Origin of the sequence: Pseudomonas sp. GD03875, assembly GCF_029840585.1 — a bacterium.
GTDB classification, from domain to species: Bacteria; Pseudomonadota; Gammaproteobacteria; order Pseudomonadales; family Pseudomonadaceae; genus Aquipseudomonas; species Aquipseudomonas paralcaligenes.
Genome location: NZ_JAOCCV010000037.1, coordinates 26,594 through 51,477, shown reverse-complemented (window position 1 = coordinate 51,477; position 24,884 = coordinate 26,594). Strand labels below are relative to the sequence as shown.

At 68.4% G+C, this 24,884-nt stretch carries 23 protein-coding genes and 1 riboswitch; of the genes, 5 read left to right on the top strand and 18 right to left on the bottom strand.

From position 1 onward, the window contains the following. Window positions 1-646 (bottom strand): SIS domain-containing protein (locus N5D30_RS22910; RefSeq protein ID WP_279910829.1); only part of this gene is annotated, 646 nt, incomplete at its 3' end. Window positions 647-822: 176 nt separating this feature from the next. On the opposite strand from N5D30_RS22910, the gene zwf reads away from it, so the two are divergent. Both zwf and pbpG read left to right on the top strand, forming a co-directional pair. Next, complete coding sequence (gene zwf, locus N5D30_RS22905; RefSeq protein ID WP_220812721.1) at window positions 823-2,250, top strand: glucose-6-phosphate dehydrogenase; 1,428 nt, start codon at window positions 823-825, stop codon at window positions 2,248-2,250. A gap of 105 nt (window positions 2,251-2,355) precedes the next feature. Next, complete coding sequence (gene pbpG / locus N5D30_RS22900) at window positions 2,356-3,264, top strand: D-alanyl-D-alanine endopeptidase (RefSeq protein WP_279910828.1); 909 nt, start codon at window positions 2,356-2,358, stop codon at window positions 3,262-3,264. Window positions 3,265-3,288: 24 nt separating this feature from the next. Here pbpG and N5D30_RS22895 read toward each other — a convergent pair whose 3' ends face one another. The 9 genes from N5D30_RS22895 to N5D30_RS22855 all read right to left on the bottom strand — a co-directional run bounded on the left by N5D30_RS22895 (window position 3,289) and on the right by N5D30_RS22855 (window position 11,596). Beyond that, window positions 3,289-4,539: a phospholipid carrier-dependent glycosyltransferase gene (locus N5D30_RS22895; RefSeq protein WP_279910831.1), complete on the bottom strand. Its 1,251-nt coding sequence runs from the start codon at window positions 4,537-4,539 to the stop codon at window positions 3,289-3,291. A gap of 256 nt (window positions 4,540-4,795) precedes the next feature. Then, window positions 4,796-5,155, bottom strand: coding sequence for a hypothetical protein (locus tag N5D30_RS22890; protein ID WP_279904132.1), 360 nt, complete (start codon window positions 5,153-5,155; stop codon window positions 4,796-4,798). A gap of 73 nt (window positions 5,156-5,228) precedes the next feature. Then, entirely contained in the window at window positions 5,229-5,630 is a 402-nt protein-coding gene (locus tag N5D30_RS22885) for a hypothetical protein (RefSeq protein WP_279910827.1), read from the bottom strand. A 6-nt stretch (window positions 5,631-5,636) separates the two neighbouring features. After that, window positions 5,637-6,176 (bottom strand): ATP/GTP-binding protein, encoded by a 540-nt coding sequence (locus N5D30_RS22880; protein ID WP_279910826.1) that lies wholly within the window; start codon window positions 6,174-6,176, stop codon window positions 5,637-5,639. Beyond that, window positions 6,173-6,805, bottom strand: coding sequence for a hypothetical protein (locus tag N5D30_RS22875; protein ID WP_279910825.1), 633 nt, complete (start codon window positions 6,803-6,805; stop codon window positions 6,173-6,175). The genes N5D30_RS22880 and N5D30_RS22875 overlap by 4 nt, the downstream gene beginning before the upstream one ends. 129 nt (window positions 6,806-6,934) lie before the next feature. Then, a riboswitch (cyclic di-GMP riboswitch) is annotated at window positions 6,935-7,022 on the bottom strand. A gap of 114 nt (window positions 7,023-7,136) precedes the next feature. Further along, window positions 7,137-8,483 (bottom strand): glutamine synthetase family protein, encoded by a 1,347-nt coding sequence (locus N5D30_RS22870; RefSeq protein WP_279910824.1) that lies wholly within the window; start codon window positions 8,481-8,483, stop codon window positions 7,137-7,139. A gap of 109 nt (window positions 8,484-8,592) precedes the next feature. Beyond that, entirely contained in the window at window positions 8,593-9,150 is a 558-nt protein-coding gene (locus N5D30_RS22865) for an XRE family transcriptional regulator (RefSeq protein WP_279910823.1), read from the bottom strand. Between the two features lie 23 nt (window positions 9,151-9,173). Next, window positions 9,174-10,460, bottom strand: coding sequence for an FAD-binding oxidoreductase (locus N5D30_RS22860; RefSeq protein ID WP_279910821.1), 1,287 nt, complete (start codon window positions 10,458-10,460; stop codon window positions 9,174-9,176). 230 nt (window positions 10,461-10,690) lie between these two features. Continuing rightward, window positions 10,691-11,596, bottom strand: coding sequence for a LysR family transcriptional regulator (locus N5D30_RS22855; RefSeq protein WP_279910820.1), 906 nt, complete (start codon window positions 11,594-11,596; stop codon window positions 10,691-10,693). Between the two features lie 150 nt (window positions 11,597-11,746). Between N5D30_RS22855 and N5D30_RS22850 the strand changes: the two genes are divergently transcribed. After that, on the top strand, window positions 11,747-12,052 hold the full coding sequence (locus N5D30_RS22850; protein ID WP_279910818.1) for an antibiotic biosynthesis monooxygenase: 306 nt from the start codon (window positions 11,747-11,749) through the stop codon (window positions 12,050-12,052). Between the two features lie 72 nt (window positions 12,053-12,124). On the opposite strand, the gene N5D30_RS22845 is transcribed toward N5D30_RS22850, so the two are convergent. From N5D30_RS22845 to trpB, 4 genes are all read right to left on the bottom strand, one after another. Beyond that, the gene (locus N5D30_RS22845) at window positions 12,125-12,823 is read right to left on the bottom strand and encodes a hypothetical protein (protein WP_279910817.1); all 699 of its coding nucleotides are present in this window, start codon (window positions 12,821-12,823) and stop codon (window positions 12,125-12,127) included. A gap of 80 nt (window positions 12,824-12,903) precedes the next feature. Beyond that, window positions 12,904-14,277, bottom strand: coding sequence for a diguanylate cyclase (locus N5D30_RS22840; RefSeq protein WP_279910816.1), 1,374 nt, complete (start codon window positions 14,275-14,277; stop codon window positions 12,904-12,906). A gap of 201 nt (window positions 14,278-14,478) precedes the next feature. After that, the gene (trpA, locus tag N5D30_RS22835; protein WP_279910815.1) at window positions 14,479-15,288 is read right to left on the bottom strand and encodes a tryptophan synthase subunit alpha; all 810 of its coding nucleotides are present in this window, start codon (window positions 15,286-15,288) and stop codon (window positions 14,479-14,481) included. Next, window positions 15,288-16,502, bottom strand: a complete 1,215-nt coding sequence (gene trpB / locus N5D30_RS22830; protein ID WP_279910814.1) for a tryptophan synthase subunit beta — start codon at window positions 16,500-16,502, stop codon at window positions 15,288-15,290. The genes trpA and trpB overlap by 1 nt, the downstream gene beginning before the upstream one ends. A 198-nt stretch (window positions 16,503-16,700) precedes the next feature. On the opposite strand from trpB, the gene N5D30_RS22825 reads away from it, so the two are divergent. Both N5D30_RS22825 and N5D30_RS22820 read left to right on the top strand, forming a co-directional pair. Continuing rightward, a complete protein-coding gene (locus N5D30_RS22825) occupies window positions 16,701-17,600 on the top strand; it encodes a LysR family transcriptional regulator (RefSeq protein WP_220812676.1) in 900 nt (299 codons plus the stop codon). Window positions 17,601-17,734: 134 nt separating this feature from the next. After that, window positions 17,735-18,241, top strand: coding sequence for a DUF3060 domain-containing protein (locus N5D30_RS22820; protein WP_279910813.1), 507 nt, complete (start codon window positions 17,735-17,737; stop codon window positions 18,239-18,241). Window positions 18,242-18,244: 3 nt separating this feature from the next. Here N5D30_RS22820 and N5D30_RS22815 read toward each other — a convergent pair whose 3' ends face one another. The 4 genes from N5D30_RS22815 to N5D30_RS22800 form a co-directional block, all read right to left on the bottom strand. Then, window positions 18,245-20,620 carry a TonB-dependent siderophore receptor gene (locus N5D30_RS22815; RefSeq protein WP_279910812.1) on the bottom strand — a complete coding sequence of 792 codons (2,376 nt, stop codon included), beginning with the start codon at window positions 20,618-20,620 and terminating at the stop codon, window positions 18,245-18,247. A gap of 105 nt (window positions 20,621-20,725) precedes the next feature. Continuing rightward, entirely contained in the window at window positions 20,726-21,661 is a 936-nt protein-coding gene (locus N5D30_RS22810) for a FecR domain-containing protein (RefSeq protein ID WP_279910811.1), read from the bottom strand. Next, window positions 21,658-22,173: a sigma-70 family RNA polymerase sigma factor gene (locus tag N5D30_RS22805; protein WP_279910810.1), complete on the bottom strand. Its 516-nt coding sequence runs from the start codon at window positions 22,171-22,173 to the stop codon at window positions 21,658-21,660. Before N5D30_RS22805 ends, N5D30_RS22810 begins: the two co-directional genes overlap by 4 nt. Before the next feature lie 155 nt (window positions 22,174-22,328). Then, window positions 22,329-24,767: a TonB-dependent siderophore receptor gene (locus N5D30_RS22800; RefSeq protein WP_279910809.1), complete on the bottom strand. Its 2,439-nt coding sequence runs from the start codon at window positions 24,765-24,767 to the stop codon at window positions 22,329-22,331. Between the last annotated feature and the right edge of the window lie 117 nt (window positions 24,768-24,884).

Genomic DNA, 24,884 nt, shown 5'->3' with positions numbered 1-24,884 from the left:
CCAGCGGGGTCTGGCTCGGGCACAGGGTGATCAGCGTGGCGCCGGACTCGCGCACCAGGTTGGCGGTGATCAGCAGGTCCTTGGAGCGGCCGGACTGGGAGATGCAGATGGCCACGTCGCTGGGCTTCAGCGTCACCGCGCTCATCGCCTGCATGTGCGGGTCCGAGTAGGCGGCGGCGGTCAGCAGCAGGCGGAAGAACTTGTGCTGGGCGTCGGCGGCCACCGCGCCGGACGCGCCGAAGCCGTAGAACTCGATGCGCTGGGCGTTGGCGATGGCGTTGACGGCACGCTCCAGCTCGCGCGGATCGAGACGCTCGCGCACCTCCATCAGGGTGTGCAGCGTGGTGTCGAAGATCTTCAGGCTGAAGTCCGCCACCGAGTCGTTCTCGTTGATGGCGAACTGGCCGAAGCTGGCCCCGGCCGCCAGGCTCTGCGCCAGCTTCAGCTTGAGGTCCTGAAAACCGCTGCAGCCGATGGCGCGGCAGAAGCGGACGATGGTCGGCTCGCTGATGCCCACTTCGTGGGCCAGATCGGCCATGGAGCTGTGCATCACCGCGGAAGGGTCCTGCAGGACGTGATCGGCGACCTTCAGTTCGGACTTGCGGAGCATGTGACGGGACTGGGCGATATGCTGCAGAAGATTCACGGGCAGGGCTCTGTTGGCAGCCCGGTGGAAACCGCCGTGCGACGGCCAGCCGGCTCGCTGCGGTTTCACCCGGCCTGTTATGATCGGGTTGTAGTGACCTTGTAGTTATACTACAAGAACGCCCATCCCGCACAGGCAAACCGGCTGGAGGCCCTCCGTTGAACAGCTCTTGCGACATGCTGGTGTTTGGCGGCACCGGCGACCTGGCCCTGCACAAGCTGCTGCCGGCGCTCTACCACCTGCACCGCGATGGCCGTCTGAACCCGGAGATGCGCATCCTGGCGGTGGCGCGCAATGTGCTGAACCGCGCCGAATACCAGTCCCTGGCCGAGCGCCGGGTGCGCGCCCAGGTGGCGCGCAGCGACTTCGACAACGACACCTGGGCGAGCTTCGCCGCGCGCCTCGACTACTTCGCCATGGACCTGTCGCACACCGCCGAATTCGGCCGGCTCGGCAAGTTCCTCGGCACCAGCGCCTGCCAGCGCGGGCGCATCTACTACCTGGCCACCGCCCCCGACCTGTTCGAATCCATCGCCGAAAACCTGGCCATCGCCGGGCTGGCCGGCAGCGACACGCGCATCGTGCTGGAGAAGCCGATCGGCCGCTCGCTGGAGTCCGCCCGCGAGATCAACGCCGCCATCGGTGCGGTGTTCAGCGAGGCCCAGGTATTCCGCATCGACCACTACCTGGGCAAGGAGACGGTGCAGAACCTGATGGCACTGCGCTTCGCCAATGCCCTGTTCGAGCCGATCTGGCGCGCCGGGCACATCGACCACGTGCAGATCAGCGTCAACGAGACCCTCGGTGTCGAGAACCGCGGCGCCTACTACGACCACGCCGGCGCCATGCGCGACATGGTGCAGAACCACCTGCTGCAGCTGCTCTGCCTGGTGGCGATGGAGGCGCCGGTGCGCTTCGATGCCGAGTCGGTGCGCAACGAGAAGGTGAAGATCCTCGAGGCGCTCAAGCCCATCGCCGGCCTCGACGTGCACGACAAGACCGTGCGCGGCCAGTACGTGGCCGGCAAGATCGGCGGCCAGGAAGTGCCGGCCTACTACTTCGAGAAGCACGTCGACAACGACAGCGACACCGAGACCTTCGTCGCCCTGCAGGCGGAGATCGACAACTGGCGCTGGGCCGGCGTGCCCTTCTACCTGCGCACCGGCAAGCGCATGGCGAAGAAGCGCTCGGAGATCGTCATCCAGTTCAAGCCGGTGCCGCACCGCCTGTTCGACGGAAGCCAGGCCAACCGCCTGGTCATCAGCCTGCAGCCGGAGGAGCGCATCACCCTGCAACTGATGGGCAAGAGCCCCGGCAAGGGCATGCGCCTGACCCCCATGGAACTGGACCTGAACCTGGCCCGGGTATTCCCGCAGAAGCGCCGCTGGGACGCCTACGAGCGCCTGCTGCTGGACGTGATCGAGGGCGACTCCACCCTGTTCATGCGCCGCGACGAGGTCGAGGCCGCCTGGGCCTGGGTCGATCCGATCATCAAGGGCTGGCAGGACAATTACCAGGACCCGCGCCCCTATCCGGCCGGCAGCAACGGCCCGGAACAGGCCAGCACCCTGCTGGAACTGGCCGGCCGGGAATGGGAAGACTGAGCCGTCTGGCCCGCGCGCTCGCCTGAGAACCGCCGCACACATATACTCCGCCCATTCGCCGGCAGGGAGCGCCCAGGCATCTTTCAATCGGTGCGGACTCTACTCGTGAAAAAGACCTCTTCTCTCGCCGGCCTCCTGCTGGCCTGTCTGACCCTCATCGCCCCCGCCAGCCAGGCGGCTACGCCACAGACCCAGGAACTCGCCTCCGGCAGCGCCCTGCTGGTCGACCTCAAGACCAACCAGATTCTCTACTCCAGCAACCCCGACCTGCAGGTGCCCATCGCCTCGGTGACCAAGCTGATGACCGCCATGGTGGTGCTGGACGCCAAGTCGTCCCTGGACGAGCAGCTGCCCATCGTCATCCAGGACGTGGCGGAGATGCGTGGCGTCTATTCCCGCGTGCGCGTCGGCAGCCAGTTGAGCCGCCGCGACATGCTCCTGCTGACCCTGATGAGTTCGGAGAACCGCGCCGCCGCCAGCCTGGCCCACCACTACCCGGGCGGCGTGCCGGCGTTCGTCGCGGCGATGAATGCCAAGGCCCGCGCCCTGGGCATGACCCACACCCGCTACCGCGAGCCGACCGGCCTGTCGGAGAAGAACGTCTCCACCGCCAACGACCTGGTGAAGCTGGTCAAGGCCTCCGGCCAGTACCCACTGATCGGCCAGTTCAGCAGCACCCGCGAGCACGTCCAGCAGTTCGCCAAGCCGCGCTACAGCCTGGGCTTCCGCAATACCAACAGCCTGGTGCACAAGGACAACTGGAGCATCCAGTTGACCAAGACCGGCTTCACCAACGCCGCCGGCCACTGCCTGGTGATGCGCACCCAGATGGCCGGCAAGCCGGTGGCCTTCGTGGTGCTGGACGCCTTCGGCAAGTACACCCACATGGCCGACGCCAACCGCCTCAAGCGCTGGCTGGAAACCGGCCAGGTCACCAAGGTCGCCCCGGCGGCGCTGGCCTACAAGCAGCACAAGCAGGCCGAGCGCGCCAGGAGCATGCAGGCGGCGCAGTGATGCGCTCCGGTGCCGTGGGGCCGATTACCAGGGCGCCAACCCGTAGCTGAGTGGCGCCTGCCAGAGGAAACCCGCCGCCATCGGCAGCAGCAGCCACAGGGCATGGCGCTCCAGGCGCGGCCAGCAGAGGAACAGGCCGCACAGTGCCAGCACGCTGAAAATCAGTGCCGACAGGTAATGGTGGATGAACATCACCCGGCCAATCAGCATGAACGGCAGCCAGTTGATCAGATAGCCGAGCAACAACGGCGGCCAGCGCCGATCGCGCCACAGCGTCGGTCGCAGCAGGATCGCCAGCGCCAGCCCGGCCATGGCCAGCGAGGCGCTCCACCACAACAGGTCGTTGCCGGCCAGGACGATGTCGAGATTGCCCTGGCGCCAGTATCCCAGGGGCTTCTCGTTGAGCGGCCACTGATACCAGCGGCTGGCATAGGGGTGATCGCTCATGCGCTGGTTGGCCTCGAACATCACCTTGTTCAGCTCCAGGAAGCGCCCCATCCAGGACAACGGCTGGATGTCCTCGCGCCCGGCGTAGGGTGAACCCTCCAGCGTCTTCTGAAACTCGGCGGATACGTAACCGGCGCTGTTGCCGGCACCCGGCAATAGCTGCAGATGCACGGCGAAGGTCAGCAGGTAGACCAGCGAAGCCCCCGCCAGCATGAACAGGGCGGTCTTCGCCACGTCCCGCAAGCGACGCTCGCCCAGCATGAAGGCGAGGTAGTCGAGCAGGATCGGCAGCACCACGAAGGTCAGTGCCACCCATTTGACCGATACCGCCGCGCCGGCCAGAAGCCCGCTCGCCAGCAACCAGCCCGGGCGACGCGACTCGCGGTAGTACAGGTAGCACAGCAGCGATGCGAAACCGGCGGCGAGCAGGAACACGTCGAAGAACAGGAAGCGCGACTGCACCAGCAACGCGTTGTCGAGGATCAGCAGGCCGGCGCAGAGCAGCGCCAGGCGTCGCCGGCTGAACAGCTTCCAGGCCAGTCCATAGCCCAGCAGCGGCAGCAGGCTGCCGACCAGGCCGGGGAGAAAGCGCAGCAGCAGGTAGTCATGGCCCTGGTACTGGATGTTCCAGGGCGTCGACAAGGCCACCGGCTGGAAATCGAACAGGCCGACGAACCCCGCCACCAGCAGGCGCCCCAGCGGCGGATGGGTATCGAAATAGAACTCCCCGGTGAAATAGGCCGACAGATACTGAGCGAAATAGACCTCGTCGATCACCGCCGAGTCGGGATAGCCGAAGAACGCAAAGCGCGTAGCCAGCGAAACCACGAACAACAAGGCCAGCAGGGCTCCATGCGGCCAACGGCGCAGAAGAGTGGATAGCATCCAGCATTACTCTCGAGAAGGATTGGCGGCACAGCATGATTGCGGCCGAGCGCGAAGTCTAAGCGTTCCATTGCCGCAGTTGTCTCGCGCCCAGCCAAGAGTGCAACCCCGCACACAAACCCGTGCCGGTGCGCAGTGACTGCGTTGCACAGAGAGCCCGGCCTGGAGCCGGGCTTTTTTCTGCGCGGGGAGCGCAGGCTCAGATCGCCAGCTTGCTCTCCACGTCCTGCAGCTTGCGCCGGGCCAGGGCCAGGTTGGCCTTGACCTTGTCCAGCACGTAGTAGAGGAAGACGCCCTCGTGTTTCACGATCGGGCGGATGATGTGGTACTGCTTGCCCAGCGTGATCAGCATGTCCTCGATCACGTCGTTCAGGTCCAGGGATTTCATGGTCTTGATCTTGGCGCGTACGACCTCGGTATTGCCCGCCGCGGCCAGCTCCAGATCCACGCCCGCCCCCGCCTGCCCCATCAGCATGCCGCTGTTGGCGTCCACCAGGGCCGACGCCATGGCACCATCCAGGGTCAGCAGTTCTTCCAGCGATTGTTGAATTGCGGCCATCTCTATTACTCCCTCAGTGCGCGCGGTGTATGACGCCCGTGGCTGCGCAGACCACCGGGACGCGAAAATCCGTTCAGCTGCAGGCGGCCAGCCGGGTTGCCATGCGCTTGGCCTGATAGATCAGCTGGCCGAGCGTTTCCTCGCGCTCGGCCACCAGGTTGAGGATCATCGGAAAGCGTGGGTGCGGCACATCGATGATCACGACGTAGCCCTCGCTGGCCTCGATGATCAGGCTCTGCTGAAGGCCCACCGAGCTTTCCTCGCCGGCCATGGCGCCAAGCGCCGAGAGCGAGCAGGCCATGGCGGCCAGCTTGGTCACCTCCAGGCCGAAGCGTGCTCGGGCGGCGACCTCGAAGCCGTCGCTGGTGGCGATCACCGCCGCGTTCAGGCCGCCCAGGGCGGTCATCAGTTCGTCCAGCGCCTGCTCGCCATCGTGGCGCAGGCTTTCCGGCATGGCCGGCAGCATCTTGTCCATCGGCACTCACTCTCCCAGGTATTCTCGGCATTCGAGTTGCAGCAGGAGCAGGTCCAGCAGCATGCGCACCTGCTCCGCCTCGCGTACGTCCACGGCCACCACCGGGCAGCACAGCGCCCGCTGTTCGAGAAAGCCGGCGTAGTCGTCGAGCGCGGGTTGCGGGCAGGTGTCCAGGCGGCCGACGCCGATCACGCAGGCGCTCGCGGCGATCAGCTCGGCGAAGTTCTCCAGATAGGTGCTCAGGTCCGTCAGCGGCGCGGGGCGGGTGTTGTCGATCAGGATCACCAGGCCGAGGGCGCCCTTGGCGAGGATCTTCCACATGAAGGCGAAGCGCTCCTGCCCCGGGGTGCCGTACAGGCGCAGGCGCTCGTCGTCGCCCAGGCGCAGCTCGCCGTAGTCGAGGCCGACGGTGGTGCGCGCCTTGTCCAGCTCGGGGTCGTTGTTCTGCACGTCGGTGCTGACCGGCGCGATGTCGCTGATCGCGGCGATGGCCGTGGTCTTGCCGGCACCCATGGTGCCGGTGAAGAGAATCTTGTGCTCCTTCATGCGCGCTTCTGCTCCGTCTCGTGCAGTCCCAGGTGACGACGGATACGGGCGAACAGGCCCGGCAGAGGCGTTGTCGCGGCCACGGGCGCGGCGGCAGCCTGCTCCTCGCGCAGCAGGTCGGCGCCGGCCAGGGCGGCGACGAAGGCCTCGCAGGTGCCCGGCTCCACGCCCGAGCGGGCGACGAGTTCCTGCAGGCTCATGCTGCGCCCCAGGAGCAGCGTGGCCAGGCGGATGAAGCGCGCATCGCCGCGCAGGTGTTCGGTCGTCGGCCAGCGCGTCAGGCGCAGGGGCATGTCCGCAGGGGCGCGGCGCTGGCCGATGCGCGCCGCCGCCTGCTGCAGGCACTCGAACACTTCGCTGGCACGCAGGGGCCAGTGCACCTGCAGGCACTCGCTGGTGGGGTGGCCGCCGACATGCAGGAGCAGTTGCGAGGGGGCGATGCGGGTCGAGGGGGCGCCGAGGTCTTCCTCACCTTCCACCAGCAGGTCCGCCGGGCCCTGTTCCACATGCTGCCAGCGGGCCCGGGTGCGTCCACCGAGCAGGCCGACGATGGACTTGAACACGACCTGATCGCGCAGGCTCATGTGCGCGAAGCCGTAGGTGTACAGACTCTCGACTGGCTGACTCATCACCGATACCTCTCCACGCAGCAGGCCCTACGGGCGGTCCATGCATCAGGCTTGATCAGGGGCCGGACGTGGCGTGCGGAAGAGACAATCGGGCGAGGTATGGCAGAACGGGCGTCGAACGACGCCTCGCTTGGCAACCCCGCGGTCATGGTCTTTGCAGACGTTAGATCGGTGGCTTTGCGTCCCTGGCTTTCGCACAGGTTTGCCCTGGTCAATTACCACGCAGTCTAGTGGGTGATTTTGCGCTGCCAGGTCGAAAAACGTGATGAAGGTCAAATAACGAGCAATAGGCGCCCCGGCGAGGCGACCAGTGTACAACCGGGGCGCCGGGTCACAGGAACCAGCGGTACTCCCGCGCGCTGACCTCGTTCATGAAGTCCAGGTGGTCGTGGCGCTTGTTCTCGCAGTAGACGAACACGAACTCGGCGCCCAGCTTGTCCTTCACCACCGGGTGGGACTCCATGGCCGCCACCGCGGTGAGCATGTCCTTGGGGAAGGCCACGCCGCTGGCGCGGTCCTCGTTCAGCGAGGGGATCGGCTCCAGCGCCTGGTCCAGGCCGTGCTCCATGCCGCTGAGGATGGCCGCCAGCACCAGGTAGGGGTTGGCGTCGGCGCCGGCCAGGCGGTGTTCGATGCGCAGGTTGCGGCCGTCCGACTCGGGGATGCGGATGCACGCGTCGCGGTCCTCGAAGCCCCAGCTGGCCTGGCTCGCCGCGTTCACCCGGGAGCCGTAGCGGCGGTAGGCGTTGAGGTTGGCGGCGAAGATCGGCATGCAGTGCGGCAGCAGCTCCAGGCAGCCGGCCACGGCGTTGCGCAGCGGGCGCTGGCCGTCGCCGTCGAGCAGGTTGCGGCCCGTCTCGTCGTACAGGCTGACGTGCACGTGCATGCCGCTGCCCGGGGCGTCCAGGTAGGGCTTGCTCATGAAGCTGGCGCGGTAGCCGTGCTGCATCGCCACGCCGCGGGTGCTGCGGCAGAACAGGGCGGCCTGGTCGGCGGCGCGCAGGCCGTCGTCGCAGTGGGCGAAGTTGATCTCGAACTGGCCGGGGCCGATCTCGGCGGTGATCACGTTGGCGTCCACGCCCTGTTCCTGGGCCGCCTCGACCATGCCGTGGAGCACGTCGGAGAAGCGCGACAGGCGCTCGATGTGCATGTTCGGCTGGTCGTCCTCGTCGTCGGTCAGCGGGTCGCGGGGGAAGCGCGGCAGGCCGTTTTCCAGCTTGCGGTCGAACAGGTAGAACTCCAGCTCGAACGCCACCACCGGACGGATGCCCCGCGCCTGCAGGCGCCGCAGCACGCGGGCCAGCACCTCGCGCGGCTCGAACTCGATGGGCGCCTCGGTACCGTCGGAGCTGATCAGCATCTGGCCCAACGGCTGGTTCTCCCAGCGCACCGGCTTGAGGGTGCCGGGGATCAGCCGGCGCGGCGCGTCCGGGTCGCCATCGTTGAAGCAGTAGTCGCCGATCGGGTGCAGGCCGCCCTGGGCGCCGAGCAGCACGCAGTTCTGCGGCAGCTTGAGCGGGCCGCCGGCGGCGACCTTCTCCAGCATGTCGAGGGGGTAGCGCTTGCCGTAGAAGTGCCCGGGCAGGTCCAGGCAGATCAGGTCGACGTAGCGCACCTCGGGATGGGCGGCACGGAAGGCGCGGACTTCGCTGAGCAGGTCGGGAAATGGCGAGATCATGTTCTTGTCCTTGTTTTCATCGGTACCCGTCAAATGCGGATCAAACCGTCGCGAGCGAAGGCCAGCTTTCAACGCAGCATGGCCGAGCGCAGCAGGTTCTGGCCGCATTTCAGGTGAAGACCCAGAGTACTCGTGTAGGGAAATCGGTGAGGTTGGCGTAGCGGAACTTGGCGTGGGGCGGCAGCTGGAAGCTGTCGCGCGGGCCGAGGGTGACCGGCTCGGCGTCATCGCCGTACCACACGGTCAGCTCGCCCTCCAAGACGAAGCCGCCCTGTTCGGAACTGTCGTCGAGATGGCCTTCGCCACTGGTGGCGCCGGGCTCGAGAAAACTTTCCAGCATGGCGAAGCCGCCGGACATGCCCGGCGAGGCCAGCACGTCGGTGATGCCGCCGGCGTAGTACAGGGTGCGGCGCTCGTCGGGGCGGGTCACCCAGCGCACCGCGCGCGGGTGGCCCGGGTTGTAGAAGTAGGTGGTGGGCACGCCCAGCGCCTCGCTGATGGCGGTGAGGTCGGCCACCGTCGGGCGCGACAGGCCGCGCTCGACCTGGGACAGGAAGCCCACCGAGCGGCCGATGCGCTCGGCCAGTTCGTTGAGGGTGAGGTTCTTGTGCTTGCGCAGGTCGCGCACCAGGATCGCGAGGCCTTCGATTTCTTCCTGCTTGTCCATGCCGATTCCGTATCCGGTTGAGTTCAGATCACATCGCGCAGACGGTACCAGGCCTTGCCCACGGCCTCGATCGGCGCGGCCAGCAGGTCGCCGCCGGGGAAGCGCGGGTTGCTCAGCCCCTGGTACAGGCCGAGCAGCTGTTCGTCGCCGAGAATCGCGTCGCTCACCGCGCGGGCGGCGGCCAGGGTCGGCAGGATGCCGTGGCCGGAGAAGCCCTGCAGCCAGAACTTGTGGCCCTGGCGGCCGACGTCCGGCGTGCGGTGCATGGTGCAGTCGATGTGGCCGCCCCAGCCGTAGTCGATCTGCACCCCGCGCAGCTGCGGGAAGACCCGTTCGAGGTAGGGCCGGGTGGCCGCCGGCACGTCCGCCGGGATGCCGCCCAGATAGGTGCAGCCGCCGCCGAACAGCAGGCGGTTGTCCGGGGTGACGCGGAAGTAGTCCGGCACGAACTGGTTGTCGATGGCGCAGGTGCCGCGCGGGAACAGCGAGCGCGCCAGTTCCGGCTCCAGCGGCGCGGTGGCGACTTGGTAGGAGCCGACTGGCAGCAGGCGCCGGGACAGCTCCGGGTCGAGGCGGTCGATGTAGGCGTTGCAGGCCAGCACCAGCACGTCGCTGCGGACCTCGCCCTGTTCGGTGCGGGCAACGAAGCCGGCATCGGTCTCGCGGTAGTCGAGCGCCCGGGTCTGCTCGAAGATCCGGCCGCCGGCGGCCTCGATGGCACCCGCCAGGCCCTGGGCCAGCTTCAGCGGATTGAGGTGGGCGGCGCCGGAATCGTGCAGCGCGGCCAGGTAGCGCGGGCTGGCGATCCATTCCGGCAGTTCCTCCCTGGGGATGAAGCTCAGCCGCTGGTAGCCGTACTTGCGCTCAGCCTCGTCCAGGCTTTCCTGCAGTTGCCGCACCCGGCGCGGCAGCACGGCGGTGTAGAGAGCGCCGGTGCGGTAGTCGATGTCGAAGCGATGACGCTCGGGCAGTTCGCGCATTTCCTCGGCGGCCCAGATCATGCTGTCCCACAGCCGGCGGGCGCGTTCGAGGCCCAGGGCCTTTTCCAGCGGCGGCATGTCGCAGGACCAGCCCGGCAGGGCCTGGCCGCCGTTGCGCCCGGAAGCTGCCCAGGCGATGCGGCTGGCTTCGAGGATCACCACCTTTTTGCCGGCGAGCGCCAGGCGCAGCCCGGTGTGCAGGCAGCTGAAACCGCCGCCGACGATCAGCACGTCGCAGTCGGTCCGCTCCTGCAGGCGCGGGCGCAGGGGAATCTGGCCATAGGTGCCGGCGTAGTAGGTTCCGATGTGCTGGGCGGATTGCTTGAACATGGCGGCCTCATGAAATTCTTGATTTGTAATTTCATGAAAAAATACACAATTAATTTCATTTGGCCAAGGCCAGGCGGTCGGCGCCCAGAAAATCTGTACACCCCCACGTCGCCCCCGCGCAGGCGGGAGCCCAGGGACGCGGCGTGTTGCACATGGATTCCCGCCTGCGCGGGAATGACGGAATTCCTGCCGACCCTTTCCGCATGGGCCCCTTTAGCCGATTCCTCGGATCAGCCCCGCACCCAGCCCTGTCCGGCCAGGCGTTCGCTCAGGTAGTCGAGAAAGCAGGCGATCCGCGCCGACAGCGCGGTGTTGCGGTAGTACACGGCGTTGATCGGCTGGCGGGTATCGACGTTGTGCTCGGCCAGCACTTCCACCAGCGCGCCGTCCGCGCGGTCGCGGTCGGTCATGAAGTCCGACAGGCAGACCAGCCCGGCGCCGGCCAGCGCGAGCTGGCGCAGGGTCTCGCCGCTGGAGGCCTTGAGCGTCGGCGCGACGACCAGTCCATCGCCATGCAGGTGGCGCAGCGGCCAGGTGTTGAGGCTCTCCGGCTGGGTGAAGCCGAGCAGGTCATGGCCGCCCAGGTCCGCCGGGCTCGCCGGCGTGCCGCGCGCGGCCAGGTAGGCCGGGCTGGCCAGCACGCGGATGCGGCTGGCGCCGAGCGGCCGCGCGTGCAGGCTGGAGTCGCGCAGCGGGCCGATGCGGATGGCCAGGTCGGTGCGCTGCTCCAGCAGGTCGATGATCTGGTCGTTGCTGTTCAGCTCCAGCTCGATCTGCGGAAAGCACGCGCGGAAGTCCGCCACCAGCGGCACCAGCACATGCAGCATGAAGGGCGAGGCGGCGTTGACCCGCAGGCGCCCGGCCGGCACCTGGCGGCGCAGGGCCATCTGCTCCTCGGCGTCCTCCACCGCGGCGAGGATGCGCCGGGCCTGGGCGAGAAAGGCCGCGCCTTCCTCGGTCAGCTCCAGGCGCCGGGTGGTGCGGCGCAGCAGGGTGACTTCGAGCTTGTCTTCCAGGCGGCCCAGTGCCCGGCTGATGCCCGAGGCGGTCTGCCCGAGCTGCTCGGCGGCGGCGGTGATGGAGCCGCCGTCCACCACCCGGGTGAAGGCCTGCAGCTCGTCCAGGGTCGTCTTCATTCGTGACTCCACGGCAACTATCGCCGGTGAAGTCTGGCGCGATCCGCCGCAAATGCCCACCCGCGCCGCCGAACGCGGACCGGACGAACGCCGAGGTGAGCTGTCCGAACAGGTATCGCCCACGCGCTCGCGGGCACAGGAGGAAGCAGGATGATCGATGTCGTGGTGGAAATCGCCTGCCAGCCGGGCCGGCGCCAGCAGGTGCTCGACGCCGTGCTGGCCAACCAGGCGCGGGTGCAGGCGGAGGTGGGCTGCCTGGCCTACCGCCCGCTGGTCGACGTGGCCGCCGGCCTGCCCGAGCAGCAGCAGGACGGCGACGGCCTGGTGGTGCTGGAGCAATGGCAGAGCCTGAAGCACCGGCAGGCGCACCTGGCCTCGCCGCACATGCTGGACTTCCAGCGCGACACCGGCGAGTGGATACAGCAGGTGCGCCTGCGGGTGCTCGCCTCGCCGTAGCAGCGGAAGGCCGTACCGCTCGATGAGTCAGGCGTTGCAGGGGGTGATGTCAGCTTCCGGTGGACGGTACCTTCAGCCTTCGCTCAGCCAACGTTCGACCGCCTCCCGGTAGCGGTCCTCGTGCTGCAGGCTGGCGCGCAACAGGAGCGCCTCATTTTGTTCGCTCAGCAGGCCGGCCTCACGCAGCTGTCGCAGCGGCTGCTCGATATTGCGCGGCAGTGTGCGCAGGTAGTCGCGCACGGCGCCGACGGCCTGCTCCGGGCGGCCCAGGTGCAGCAGGTAACGCGCACGCTGGGCGTGCAGGCCGCGGCGTGTCAGCCAGTCCAATACGCCGTCGGCCGTGCCCAGACGCTCCAGCCAAGGCAGTGCCTCCTGCTTCAGCCAGGCCTGCCAGGCATCGGCCAGCGCGGCGGCGTCGGCAGGGCTGCCCAGGGCCATGGAGAAGCGCCGGGCCTGGTCGTCGAAGACCAGTTGGAAGTGGTGCAGCGGCTGCGCGTAGTCGGGTTTGAGCCAGTCCTGGGCGACGCCGCCGAGGGCCTGCTGGTAGTCGTCCACGAGGCAGTAGGCGTCGGCGTGCAGGGTGCCGCCTTCGGCGCTCCACCATTTGTCGCGGTAGACCGCGATCTCCATCTGCCGCTGCCCGTCCCGGGCGAAGTAGCGGCGTAGCATGGGGCCGCCGCCCGGCGCGACCCGAGCGAACGCGCTGGCGCCGGCCGCCGCGAGGGCGCCGTCGAGTGCCTGGCCGAAGACCTTGTTGAGCGAGGAAGACATGGCGCGATAGTGGCCATCGGGCACGCACACGGCAAAGGGCCAGGCATCCGGGCGGTAGGTCAGCGGCGATGGCCGGAAACCTAGCCCGCCAGCGCCACCCGGTTGCGGCCCTGGGCCTTGGCCCGGTAGAGCGCCTCGTCGGCACGGGCCAGGGCGTGTTCGAGGGCCAGTTCGTCGGCGCTGTCGCCCAGCTGGCCGACCCCGATGCTGATGGTCACGCGCAGCGGCTCGTCGTGCTGGGTGGTCAGCTGCAGTTGCTCGACCTGGCCGCGCAGCCGCTCCGCGATGTGCGAGGCCTCGTCCATGGAGATGCCGGGCAGCAGCGCGGTGAACTCCTCGCCGCCCAGGCGGCACAGCAGGTCCTCCTGGCGGAGCTGCTGGCGCAGCAGTTCGGCGACCCGGCGCAGCACCCGGTCGCCGGTGGCGTGGCCATGGTGGTCGTTGATCGACTTGAAGTGGTCGAGGTCGAGCATCAGCACGGCCACGTGTTGCACCTCCTGCTGCCGACGGCGCTCCAGCAGGCCCTCGGTGCGCCGCGAGAAGGCGCTGCGGTTCAGCATGCCCGTCAGGAAGTCGCGGTCGCTGCGGTAGAGCAGGCGCAGCAGCAGGCGGCGGCTCACGGTGCTGGCCGACGCCACCATCAGCGGCCCCAGCGCCAGCACGGCGATGCCCAGGCGCGCCGAGTTCAGGGTATCGATCCCCGTGGCGCCGGCCGACACGCCGAAATAGGCGGGGTAGCTGGCCACCAGCACGATTTCCAGCATGGCGATGAACAGCCCCAGCATGGCGACCGTGAACAGGCGGAAACGCATGGCGCACCACAGCATCGGCAGCACCGGGAAGACGATGCCGCCCGGTCCGCCGATGACCACCATGGCCAGCAACGCCAGCAGCAGGCCGACCAGCGGCGCCACCTGCCGCGGCTCGGGCAGGCGTGGGCGGCTCCAGCCGCGCTTCAGGTGCAGGGGGGCGGTCAGCATCACCGGCAACAGCAGCAGGGTGGTGGAGAACTGCTCGCAGAACCAGGACAGCCAGAGTTCGTGCGGATCGTCCGCCGGCAGGCAGGCGAGGGTGGCGGCGACGGCGGCGCCCACGCTGCTGGCGGCGAACAGCGAGAGCAGCCCCTCATGCTGCCGGAGGCGCAGGCGCGCCGGCTTCTCCCGCCGCAGGATCAGCCAGCCGCTGCCGATCAGCCCCATGTTGCAGAAGTTCAGCCAGAGCGCGGCCGGCCACGCGGTGCCCATGGCCAGGTCGGTGAGAACCATGCCCGCGTAGAGCACCGCCCAGCCCGCCGGACGGGTCAGCCGCGGCCGGCGCAGCAGCAGCCCGAGCAGGATGGCGTTGACCGGCCAGAACAGGGAGAGGGTCTCGACGCCCCGCGTCAACACCCCGAACAGGGTCAGGACGACGGTCAGCAGGAACAGGCCGGCGAGCGAGCGCCCGGTCTCGCGCATACCGGCTCTCTTGCGCATACGTCCATGACCGGGCAACGAAGAAGGCATCCATGCACCTACGGGATCGTGATGACAGGCCTGGATCACCAGGGCCGCAATGGCTTCGAGCCAGTATAGCCCGCGCCTGACTTGCGACCGGCAGCGCTGGAGAAAGTTTTGGAGGAATTCGCGCAGCCGCCGGGGCTGCGCGAAACAGCGGCCTCAGCGGCGGGCGCCGCGCACGCCTTCGGCCAGTTGGGCGCAGAGGTTGAGCACGCCTTCGACGGCCTGCTTCGGCGTGGACGCCTTGGCGATCTGGTCGACCAGGGCCGAGCCCACCACCACGCCCTCGGCGCGGCGCGCCACGTCGGCGGCGTGCTCCGGGGTGCGGATGCCGAAGCCGATGCACACCGGCAGGTCGGTGTGGCGGCGCAGGCGCGCGTGGGCCTCTTCCACATGGTCCAGGGTGGCGGAGCCGGCGCCGGTCACGCCGGCCACCGAGACGTAGTAGACGAAGCCCGAGCTGCCGGCGAGCACGGTCGGCAGGCGCTTGTCGTCGGTGGTCGGGGTGGTCAGGCGGATGAAGTCGATGCCGGCGGCCTGGGCCGGCTCGCACAGGTCCGGGTTATGTTCCGGCGGCAGGTCGACCACGATCAGGCCGTCCACGCCGGCTTCCTTGGCATCGGCGATGAAGCGGTCCACGCCGTAATAGTGGATGGGGTTGAAGTAGCCCATCAGCACCAGCGGGGTGTTCTGCTCGCCTGCGCGGAATTCGCGAACCATCTGCAGGGTCTTGGCCAGGGTCTGCTTGCCGGCCAGGGCGCGGATGTTGGCCAGCTGGATGGCCGGGCCGTCGGCCATCGGGTCGGTGAAGGGCATGCCCAGCTCGATCACGTCGGCGCCGGCGGAGGGCAGGCCCTTGAGGATGGCCAGCGAGGTGTCGTAGTCCGGGTCGCCGCCGGTGACGAAGGTGACCAGGGCGGCGCGGTTCTGTTGCTTCAGCTCGGCAAATCGGCTCTGCAAACGGCTCATCAGTTGTTCTCCGATTTGGACAGATCGAGGTGGTGCATGACGGTCTGCATGTCCTTGTCGCCGCGGCCGGAAAGGTTGATCACCATGAGGTGGTCCTTGGACAGGGTGGGCGCGCGCTTGAAGGCTTCGGCCAGGGCGTGGGAGCTTTCCAGCGCCGGGATGATGCCCTCCAGACGGCAGCACTGGTGGAAGGCGGCCAGGGCCTCGTCGTCGGTGATCGAGCAGTACTCGACGCGGCCGATGTCGTGCAGCCAGGCGTGCTCGGGGCCGATGCCCGGGTAGTCGAGGCCGGCGGAGATGGAGTGGGCGTCGATGATCTGGCCGTCGTCGTCCTGCAGCAGGAAGGTGCGGTTGCCGTGCAGCACGCCGGGCACGCCGCCGTTGAGGCTGGCCGCGTGCTTGCCGGTCTCGATGCCGTGGCCGGCGGCTTCCACGCCGACGATCTTCACGCTCTGGTCGTCGAGGAACGGGTGGAACAGGCCCATGGCGTTGGAGCCGCCGCCGATGCAGGCGACCAGGGAATCGGGCAGGCGGCCTTCCTTCTCCTGCAGTTGCTCGCGGGTTTCCTTGCCGATCACCGCCTGGAAGTCGCGGACCATGGCCGGGTACGGGTGCGGGCCGGCCACGGTGCCGATCAGGTAGAAGGTGTTGTGGACGTTGGTCACCCAGTCGCGCAGCGCCTCGTTCATCGCGTCCTTGAGGGTGCCGGTGCCGGCGGTGACCGGGATCACGGTGGCGCCCAGCAGCTTCATGCGGAACACGTTGGCCTGCTGCCGATCGATGTCGGTGGTGCCCATGAAGATCACGCATTCCATGCCGAAGCGCGCGGCCACGGTGGCGGTGGCCACGCCGTGCATGCCGGCGCCGGTCTCGGCGATGATGCGCTTCTTGCCCATGCGCTTGGCCAGCAGGATCTGGCCGATGCAGTTGTTGATCTTGTGCGCGCCGGTGTGGTTCAGCTCCTCGCGCTTGAGGTAGATCTTCGCGCCGCCGCAGTGCTCGGTCAGGCGCTCGGCGAAGTACAGCGGGCTCGGCCGGCCGACGTAGTCGCGCTGGAAGTAGGCCAGTTCCCTGGCGAATTCCGGGTCGGCCTTGGCCTTCTCGTATTCGGCGGCGAGGTCATGGATCAGCGGCATCAGGGTTTCGGCGACGTATTGTCCGCCGAAGGCGCCGAACAGGCCGGTGCTGTCCGGGCCGGTGCGTAGTGAAGTCATGACTGGGCTCCTGCTTTGCTCCCCTCTCCCGTTGGGAGAGGGGCCGGGGGTGAGGGTCGGCTCGGCAGGGTGGCACCCTCATCCGGCCTGCGGCCACCTTCTCCCGGCGGGAGAAGGACATGGCCGCCATTCTACCCCTGGCCGGGCCGGGGAAAAGCGATTAGATTGCCCTGACACGTCAGGAAAACTCACCAATCCATGAGCCGCGAACTCCCTCCGCTGAACGCCCTGCGCGCCTTCGAGGCCGCCGCCCGCCTGCAGAGCATCAGCCAGGCGGCGGCCGAGCTGCATGTGACCCACGGTGCGGTGAGTCGGCAGATCCGGGTGCTGGAGGAACAGCTGGGCCTGAGCCTGTTCGACAAGGACGGCCGCGGCGTGAAACTCACCGATGCCGGCGTGCGCCTGCGGGACGCCGCCTCCGATGCCTTCGAGCGCCTGCGCACGGCCTGCGGCGAGCTGCGCCAGCGCCAGGACGACGCGCCCTTCGTCCTCGGCTGCCCGGGCAGCCTGCTGGCGCGCTGGTTCATCCCGCGCCTGGACCGGCTCAACCGCGAGCTGCCGGAGCTGCGCCTGCAACTGTCGTCCAGCGAGGGCGAGCTGGACCCGCGCCGGCCCGGCGTGGACGCCACCCTGTGCTTCGCCACGCCGCCCTGGCCGGCGGACATGCAGGTCCACGAACTCGACGCGGAATGCATCGGGCCGGTGCTCAGCCCACGCTACGCCCGTTTCGCCGAGCTGGCCGGGCGGCCCGTCGCCGCGCTGCTCGGCGAACCGCTGCTGCACACCGCGTCGCGGCCCCAGGCCTGGCCGCAGTGGGCGCAGGCCCAGGGCCTGGACCCGCGTCTGCTGCGCCACGGTCAGGGCTTCGAGCACCTCTACTACCTGCTGGAAGCCGCCGCCGCCGGCCTCGGCGTGGCCATCGCGCCGCAGCAGCTGGTGGCGGACGACCTGGAGGCCGGCCGCCTGATCGCGCCCTGGGGGTTCGTCGAGACGCCCGCGCGCCTGGCCCTGTGGGTGCCCGGGCGCGGTCGCAACGCGCGCGCCGAGCGCCTGGCGCGATGGCTCGGCGCGGAGCTGCGCGGCGGCCGGCCGGACTGAGGTCTCCGTCGCAAAGCGACGACTCCGCATCGGCCGGGGACGAATTTTCCCCGGCACGTCCAGTCACACCAGCACCCGGTTGCCGCTTCGCTGCGGTGCGCCGGGCACCCTCATCGCTGGATAAGGACGCTCCCATGCACAAGCACATGGTCCGTATCGGCCTGCTGGCCACCCTCAACATCGCCGCTGCCCACGCCGCCGAGCCGCTGGAACTGGACGGCGTCGGCATCTCGCGGGACGTGCCCTGCAACGGCCACGACGTGAACATCACCGGCAACGGCAACCACATCCGGCTGACGGGCGACTGCGGCGCGGTCAGCGTCTACGGCTCGCAGCACCGGGTGACCCTGGACAGCGCGGAGAACCTCGGCGTCTCCGGCATCGACAACCAGGTAGTCGCCAAGGGCCATGTCGGCGGGCTGGTGGTCGACACCAGCGACAACCGCGTCGAGGCCACCATCAAGGCCGCCACGCCACCGGCCCGGGTCCAGGTCGACGGCGCCGAGCAGGTGCTGCAGCTGAAGCTGGAGAGCGCCGTCGAGATGGAGATCAACGGCGCGGACCATCAGCTCGACTGGTCCGGCGAGGAGCCGGCGATCTCCACCTCCGGCGTGGGTCACCGTATCGAGCGGCGCTCCTGACGGTCAGAAGTCGTACTTCGCCGTCAGCAGGTAGCTGCGCGGCGTGCCGTAGGTATCGGTCGAGCCCCAGTAGAGGTCGTAGCCGATGCCCGAGTAGTAGCGGCGGTCGAAGACGTTGTTGACGTTCAGCTGCAGGTCGAGCTGCTCGGTGGCGCGATAGCCGAGCAGCAGGTCGACGAGGGCATAGCCACCCTGTTCGAGGCGGTAGCTGCCATCGGGGATGGTCACGTCGTTGTAGACGCGGCTCTGCCAGTAGGCGCTGCCGCCCACGCGCCACCGCTCCAGTTCGCCGCCGAGGCGGTAGAGGGTGGTCAGCTTGAACAGGTGCTCGGGCGAATCGCTGTCGAAACGCTCGCCTTCCAGGGACTCGTCGGCGTCCTGGCGGTAGCGGGCGCGGGTGTAGGTGTAGCCCGCACCGATCTGCCAGGCCTCGGTCAGGGCGCCCTGCAGTTCCATGTCCACGCCCTGGCTGCGCACCTTGCCCGAGGCGACGTAGCAGAAGCTGCCTTCGCAGACCATGCCCACCGAAGTATCGATGGCCGCGCGGTTCTGCTGGTCGATCTGGAACAGCGCCAGGCTGGCGTTCAGCGCGCCGTCGAAATACTCGCCCTTGATGCCGACCTCGTAGTTCTTGCCGACGATCGGCTCGATCAGCTTCAGCGACACGTCCTTCTGCGTCTGCGGCTGGAAGATGTCGGTGTAGCTGGCGTACAGCGAGTGGTGCGCGTCCAGGTCGTAGACCAGGCCGGTGTAGCGGGTGACGTTGCGGGTCACCTTGTAGTCGCCCTCGCCGCTGCGGTTGTCGTACTCGTACCAGTCCAGGCGACCGCCGAGGATCAGCGTCAGCGGGTCCGCCAGGCTCAGGCGGGTGGTCAGGTAGGCGCCTTCCTGGGTGATGACTTCCTGCGAGCGGCCGCTGCGGACGAAGTCGGGCTTGGCCGCGCCGAACGGGATCAGGCCGCCGCCCTGGTACTGGTGGGTGGTCTTGTCGTACTCGCGGCGGCTGACGCCCGCCACCACCTCGTGGCTGCGCCCGAACAGCTCGACCGGGCCACCGAGGAACAGGTCGAGGGCGTTCTGGTCCTCGTCGTAGCGTGCCTGGTAGGCCGAGTGGTACAGGTCCAGCGCGGCGTCGCGGCGCACGTAGGTGCCGGAGAACAGGCCGTCCTGCCAGGAGCCCGTGGCGGCCAGGCGCAGCTTCCAGTCGTTGTCGAAGCGGTGCTCCAGATCGCCGAACAGGGTGTTCACTTCCTGCTTCTTGTTCTCCCAGTCGGTGCCGGGGTAGGTGGAGCGGGGCAGGTCCATGTGGCGGCCGTCGATGCCGATCGGCAGGCCGCCCCAGAACAGGTTGGTCTGGTCCTCCTGGCGGGAGAAGCCGACGGCCAGGGTGGTGCTGTCGCCCAGGTCGGCCTCGCCGATGGCGTAGATCAGCCCGTGGTCGTGCTGTTCCTCGTCGCGGAAGCTGTGCGCGTCGCGGTAGGAGCCCACCACGCGGCCGCGCAGGGTGCCGCTCGCGTTGAGCGGGCTGGAGGCGTCTATCTCGCCGCGGTAGTCGTCCCAGCGCCCGGCGCCGCCGGTGAGGCTGACCTGGGCCTCGCGGGTCGGGCGCTTGCGCACCAGGTTGATGGCGGCGGAGGGGTTGCCGCTGCCGGTGACCAGGCCGGTGGCGCCGCGGATCACCTCCACCCGGTCGAACATCGCCAGGTTGGGCTGCACGCCCACCACCCAGCCCTGGTAGCTGCTCGGCAGGCCGTCGTACATCACGTTGTCGATGTCGAAGCCGCGCGCGCTGAACGAGGGCCGGCCGGGGCCGTCGGCATGGCTGAGGAACAGGCCGGGGGTGTTCTGCACCACGTCGGTGATGCTGGTCATGGCCTGGTCGTCCATGCGCTGGCGGGTCATCACGGTAACCGCCTGGGGCGTCTCGCGGATCGACAGTGACAGCCGGGTGGCCGTCTGCATGCTGCCGGTGGTGTAGGAGCCGCTGCCCTCGGTGGTGCTGCCGAGGCCGACGGCGTCGATGCTGGTGGCGCCCAGCTCGACGGCATCGCCCTGGGGCGCCCGGACCAGCACGTAGCGCTTGTCGCCGATCTGCTGCACCTGCAGGCCGCTGCCCTGGAGCAGCCGGGCGAAGCCCTGCTCCAGCTCGTACTCGCCGCTCAGGCCGGCGCTCTGCAGGCCGGCGGCATCCTCGGCGCTGAAGCTGATCATCACCCCGCTGGCGGCGGCGAAGCGGCTGATGGCGCTGTCCAGTGGGCCGGCGGAGATGTCGTAGTGCAGCGCCTGGGCCCAGGCGCCGGTAGCGACGGTCGCCAGCAGACCGAGGGCGAGTGTGGAGGGAAGCAGGCGGCGGGCTAGGTGCGACGGGCGTGGGGGCATGCTGTTCGGGGCTCCTGTGGGCGGGGGATTCGAGCGTTCGGGGTGGAGCCGAACCAGGCACGCAAATCTGTAACCCCCGCGCCGAAAAAATTCTCGAAGCCCGGCTCAGGCGCCCGTGGCCGGCTCCCGGCGATCCAGGCGTACCCAGTAGCGCGTGCGGCGGCGCACCTGCACCGGCAGGGACGCCTCGAGGTTGGCCAGCACGGCGTCGGTATCGTCGAGGGTGAAGGCGCCGGACAGGCGCAGGCCGGCGATTTCCCGGTCGCAGCCGAGGTAGCCGTGGCGGTAGCGCGACAGCTCGGCGAGGAAGTCCTCCAGGCGCCAGTCGACGGCCACCAGCATGCCGCGCGTCCAGGCGCTGGCGTCGACCGGCGCGGCGTGCGGGGCGCCCACCGCGTCGGCGGCGAAGCTCAGCCGCTGGCCCGCCGCCACCGGCACGGGCGGCAGGGCGGCCCGCAGCGGGCGCACCTCAACCCGCGCCGTCTCCACCGTGACGCGGCTGAGGCCGTCGCTGCGCCGCACCACGAAACGGCCGTCCCGGGCGAGAATCCGGCCTTCCCCGGTCTGCACGTCGAGCGGGCGGCTGTCGCGGCCGGTCTCCACCAGGATCTCGCCCTGGCCCAGCCGGATCAGCCGCTGGTCCGCGTCGAAACGCACGTCCACCCGGGTGTCGGTATCCAGGTGCAGATGGCTGCCATCGGCCAGGGTGACGCGGCGGCGCTCGCCGACCCGGGTGGCGTAGTCGGCGCTCCAGGGCGATGCCCGGTAGCCCTGCCAGCCGACCGCACCGACGCTGAGCAGCAGCGCCAGGGTCTTGATCGCGGCGCGCCGGTCGCGGCGGGCGCTCTCCAGGGTCCGCGACGTCACCCCGCGCGGCGCCTGCTCGAAGCGGCGTTCGAGCTGCTCGATCCGCGCCCAGGCCTGGGCGTGCCTCGGGTCGGCCTCCAGCCAGCGGCGCCAGTGCGCGCGCTGCAGCTCGGTGACGGCGCTGTCGTTGAGGCGCACGTACCAGGCGACGGCCTCGTTGAGGACGGTCTTCACACGCCTTCCAGCAGCAGGCAATGCATCAGCGCCCGGGCCAGGTGCTTGCGCACCGTGGTGACGGAGACGCCGGTCCGCTCGGCGGCCTTCTCGTAGCTCAGGCCGTCGAGCTGCACGGCGAGGAAGATGGTGCGGGTGCGCGCGCCCAGGCCGTCGAGCAGGCGGTCGATGGCCAGCAGGCTGTCGAGGATTTCCGCGCGCACCTCGGCGGACGGCGCGTGGCACTCCGGCTGCGTCGCCAGCACCTCCAGGTAGGCCTGCTCCAGCGAGCGGCGACGGTACAGGTCGATGACCAGGCCCCGGGCCACGGTCGCCAGGTAGTGGCGCGGCTCGCGCAGGCCCTCGGCGCTACGCGCCAGCAGCACACGGACGAAGGTGTCCTGGGCCAGGTCGGCGGCATCGGCGGAATTGTTCAGGCGCTGGCGCAGCCAGCCACGCAGCCAGCCGTTGTGCTCGCGGTAGAGCGCGTCCAGCCCTTCGTGCGATGACGTATCGGCAAGCGCCATGGACATTCCACTTCCCCCAGAAACCGATGCAAATAAGAATTTGTCGCAATTCTAATGAGCGGCGGCGGGATTGGGAATGGGGAACGCCCACGCCAGTGAAACCGGGGTGGGCGGTGGAGGGGGTCGGGTGCGCGTACACGCCGCCCCCTTCGCGAATCACATCAGAAGCTGTACTTGGCCGACAGGACGAAGTTGCGAGGTTCGCCATAAACGTCGTACGGGCTCCAGGTGCTATTGCTCGCAATCCCCTGGTAGTACTTCTTGTCGAAGAGGTTGTTGACGTTCAAGCGAGTATCGAGGTGTTCGCTGACCTTGAAGCCCGCCATCAGCCCCACCAGCAGATAGGCGTCCTGCTCGATATGGTAGGCGCCGAAGGTGGAGTTCGAGCCCTTGTTGAAGATGCTGCTCTGGCCGTACAGATTGGCCCCCACGCGCCAGCGGCTCAGCTCGCCCGGCAAGGTGTAGACGGTGTTGAGCTTGAACAGATGGCGCGGCAGGTCGGTATCGAACAGCCGGCCTTCCTTCGCCTTGTTGGCATCCTTGCGGTACTTGGTCTGGGAGAAGGTGTAGCCCGCGCCGACCTGCCAGTCGGGTGTGATGGCGCCCATCAGTTCCAGATCGATGCCTTGGGCGCGCACCTTGCCCGAAGCGCCGTAGCAGGTGAAGTCGACGCAGCCGGTCTGGTCGTCCAGCTCGGCGGCGCGGTTCTGCTGGTCGATCTGGAAGAGTGCGGCGCTGGCGTTCAAGGCGCCGCCGAAGTATTCGCCTTTTATGCCCAGTTCGTAGTTCTTGCCCTCGATCGGGCGGATGATCTGGCGATCCCGGCCGGTCTCGCTCTGCGGCATGAAGATGTCGGTGTAACTGGCGTATACCGAGTGCCGCTCATCGAGGTCGTAGATCACCCCGGCATAGCGGGTGACATTGCGGGTCACCTTGTAGTCACTGTCGGTGTAATAGCCGTCGCTGATGGCGTTGTAGACGGACGTGTTGTCGTACCAGTCGAGTCGCGCGCCGAGGATGATCTTCAGCCTGTCGACGACGCTCAGGCGTGTGGTCAGATAGGCACCTTCCTGCTCGACGTGCTCGCTGAGGCTGTAGCTGTCGGGAACATTGGGCTTGGGCAGGCCGCTGGGGTCGAAATCGAAGATGTCGGCGACCGGAATGAAGAGGGTGCTGCCGTTGGCCGCAGTCTCCACCTCGCGCTTGCTGGCGCCAAGCACCAGCTCGTGAGTACGGTCGAACAGGCTGAAGGGGCCGCTGGCGTAGATGTCGTAGGTGGACTGGTCATAGTCTCGGCGCTGGTTGAACACACGCTGCTGATAGGTCGCGTAGTGCTCAAGCACGGCACCGGTCATCTTGAAGTCGGACCAACTCTTCGACGCCCCCAGGTGCAGGCGCCAATCATTGGCGAAACGCTGGTCCAGCTCGGCGAACGCCGTGGTGTTGTAGACATCCTGATAGCTCCAGTCGTAGCCCACCGTCTTGGCACGCGAGAAGCCCACATGGCTGCCATCCGGATTGACCGGCAATCCACCCCAGTTGATGTTGTTCTTGTCGTCCTGGTTGGAGGCCCCGAGCGTCAGGGTCGTATCGTCGGTGAGGTCGATTTCGGTGATGCCGTAGAACAGATCGCGGCTGCGCCCGGCATAGTCCTGAAAGCTGTCCTTGTCGCTGTAGGCCCCGACGAAGCGTCCGCGCACGCGGTCGCTTGCGCCGAGCGGGCCGCTCAGGTCGAGTTCACCCCGGTAGTTGTCCCAACTGCCCACGGAGCCCGTGAGGCTGCCCTGGAAGGCCTGAGTCGGGCGCTTGCGAATCATGTTGATCGCGGCAGACGGGTTGCCGGCTCCCTGCATCAGACCGGTAGCACCTCGCACCACCTCGACCCGGTCATAGGGCGCCATGTCGGCGGCAGCCACCCAGTCGGCGTGGTAGGTGGTGGGCAGTCCATCGAACATGAGGTTGCCGATGGGGAAGCCACGGGAAAAGTATTCGCTGTTCGCCGGTCGTGCTGCAGCCATCCGCAAACCTGGGGTGGCCTGGACCACATCGTCCAGGCTTCTCATGGACTGGTCGTCCATGCGCTGACGAGTAATCACGGTCACCGACTGCGGCGTCTCGCGCAGCGACAGGTTCAGCTTGGTCGCGGTGCTGGTCGAGCCCGTGGTGTAGCTGCCGGTTCCCTCGGTGGTGCTGCCCAGGCCGCCGGCACTGATACTGGTCGCCCCCAGCTCCAGCGCATCGCCGCTATCGACCCTCTTCTCCAGCACGTAGCTGCCGCCGGCATCGATCGCACGCAGGCCGCTGCCCTCCAGCAGCCTGGCGAAGCCGGCGTCGACCGAGTAGGCGCCGCGCAGTCCATCGGAGCGGCGGCCGCCGGTCTGCGCCGCGTCGAACGACAGCGCTACTCCCGCCGCGCTGGCGAAGCGGCCGAGCACTTCGGCGAGCGGGCCGGCGGCGATGTCGTACTGGCGGACGTCCTCGACCGCGGCCGGCGACACCGGCTCGGCGGCCTGCAGCGTCGCTGCGGTCAGGGCGCCGACGCCGAGCAGCGCGGCCTGCAGGTGCCGCGCCAAGCGGTGACGGTTGAATGGATGCGACATGGTGTTTCCCCCCTTGTGTGGGTGGCCAAGCGGGCCACTGATGCAGCGAGAGCCGAACCAGGGGTAGTGAAAGTGCAAAGCGCCGGAAAATTTTTTGCGTGTCCGCATCATGGCAAC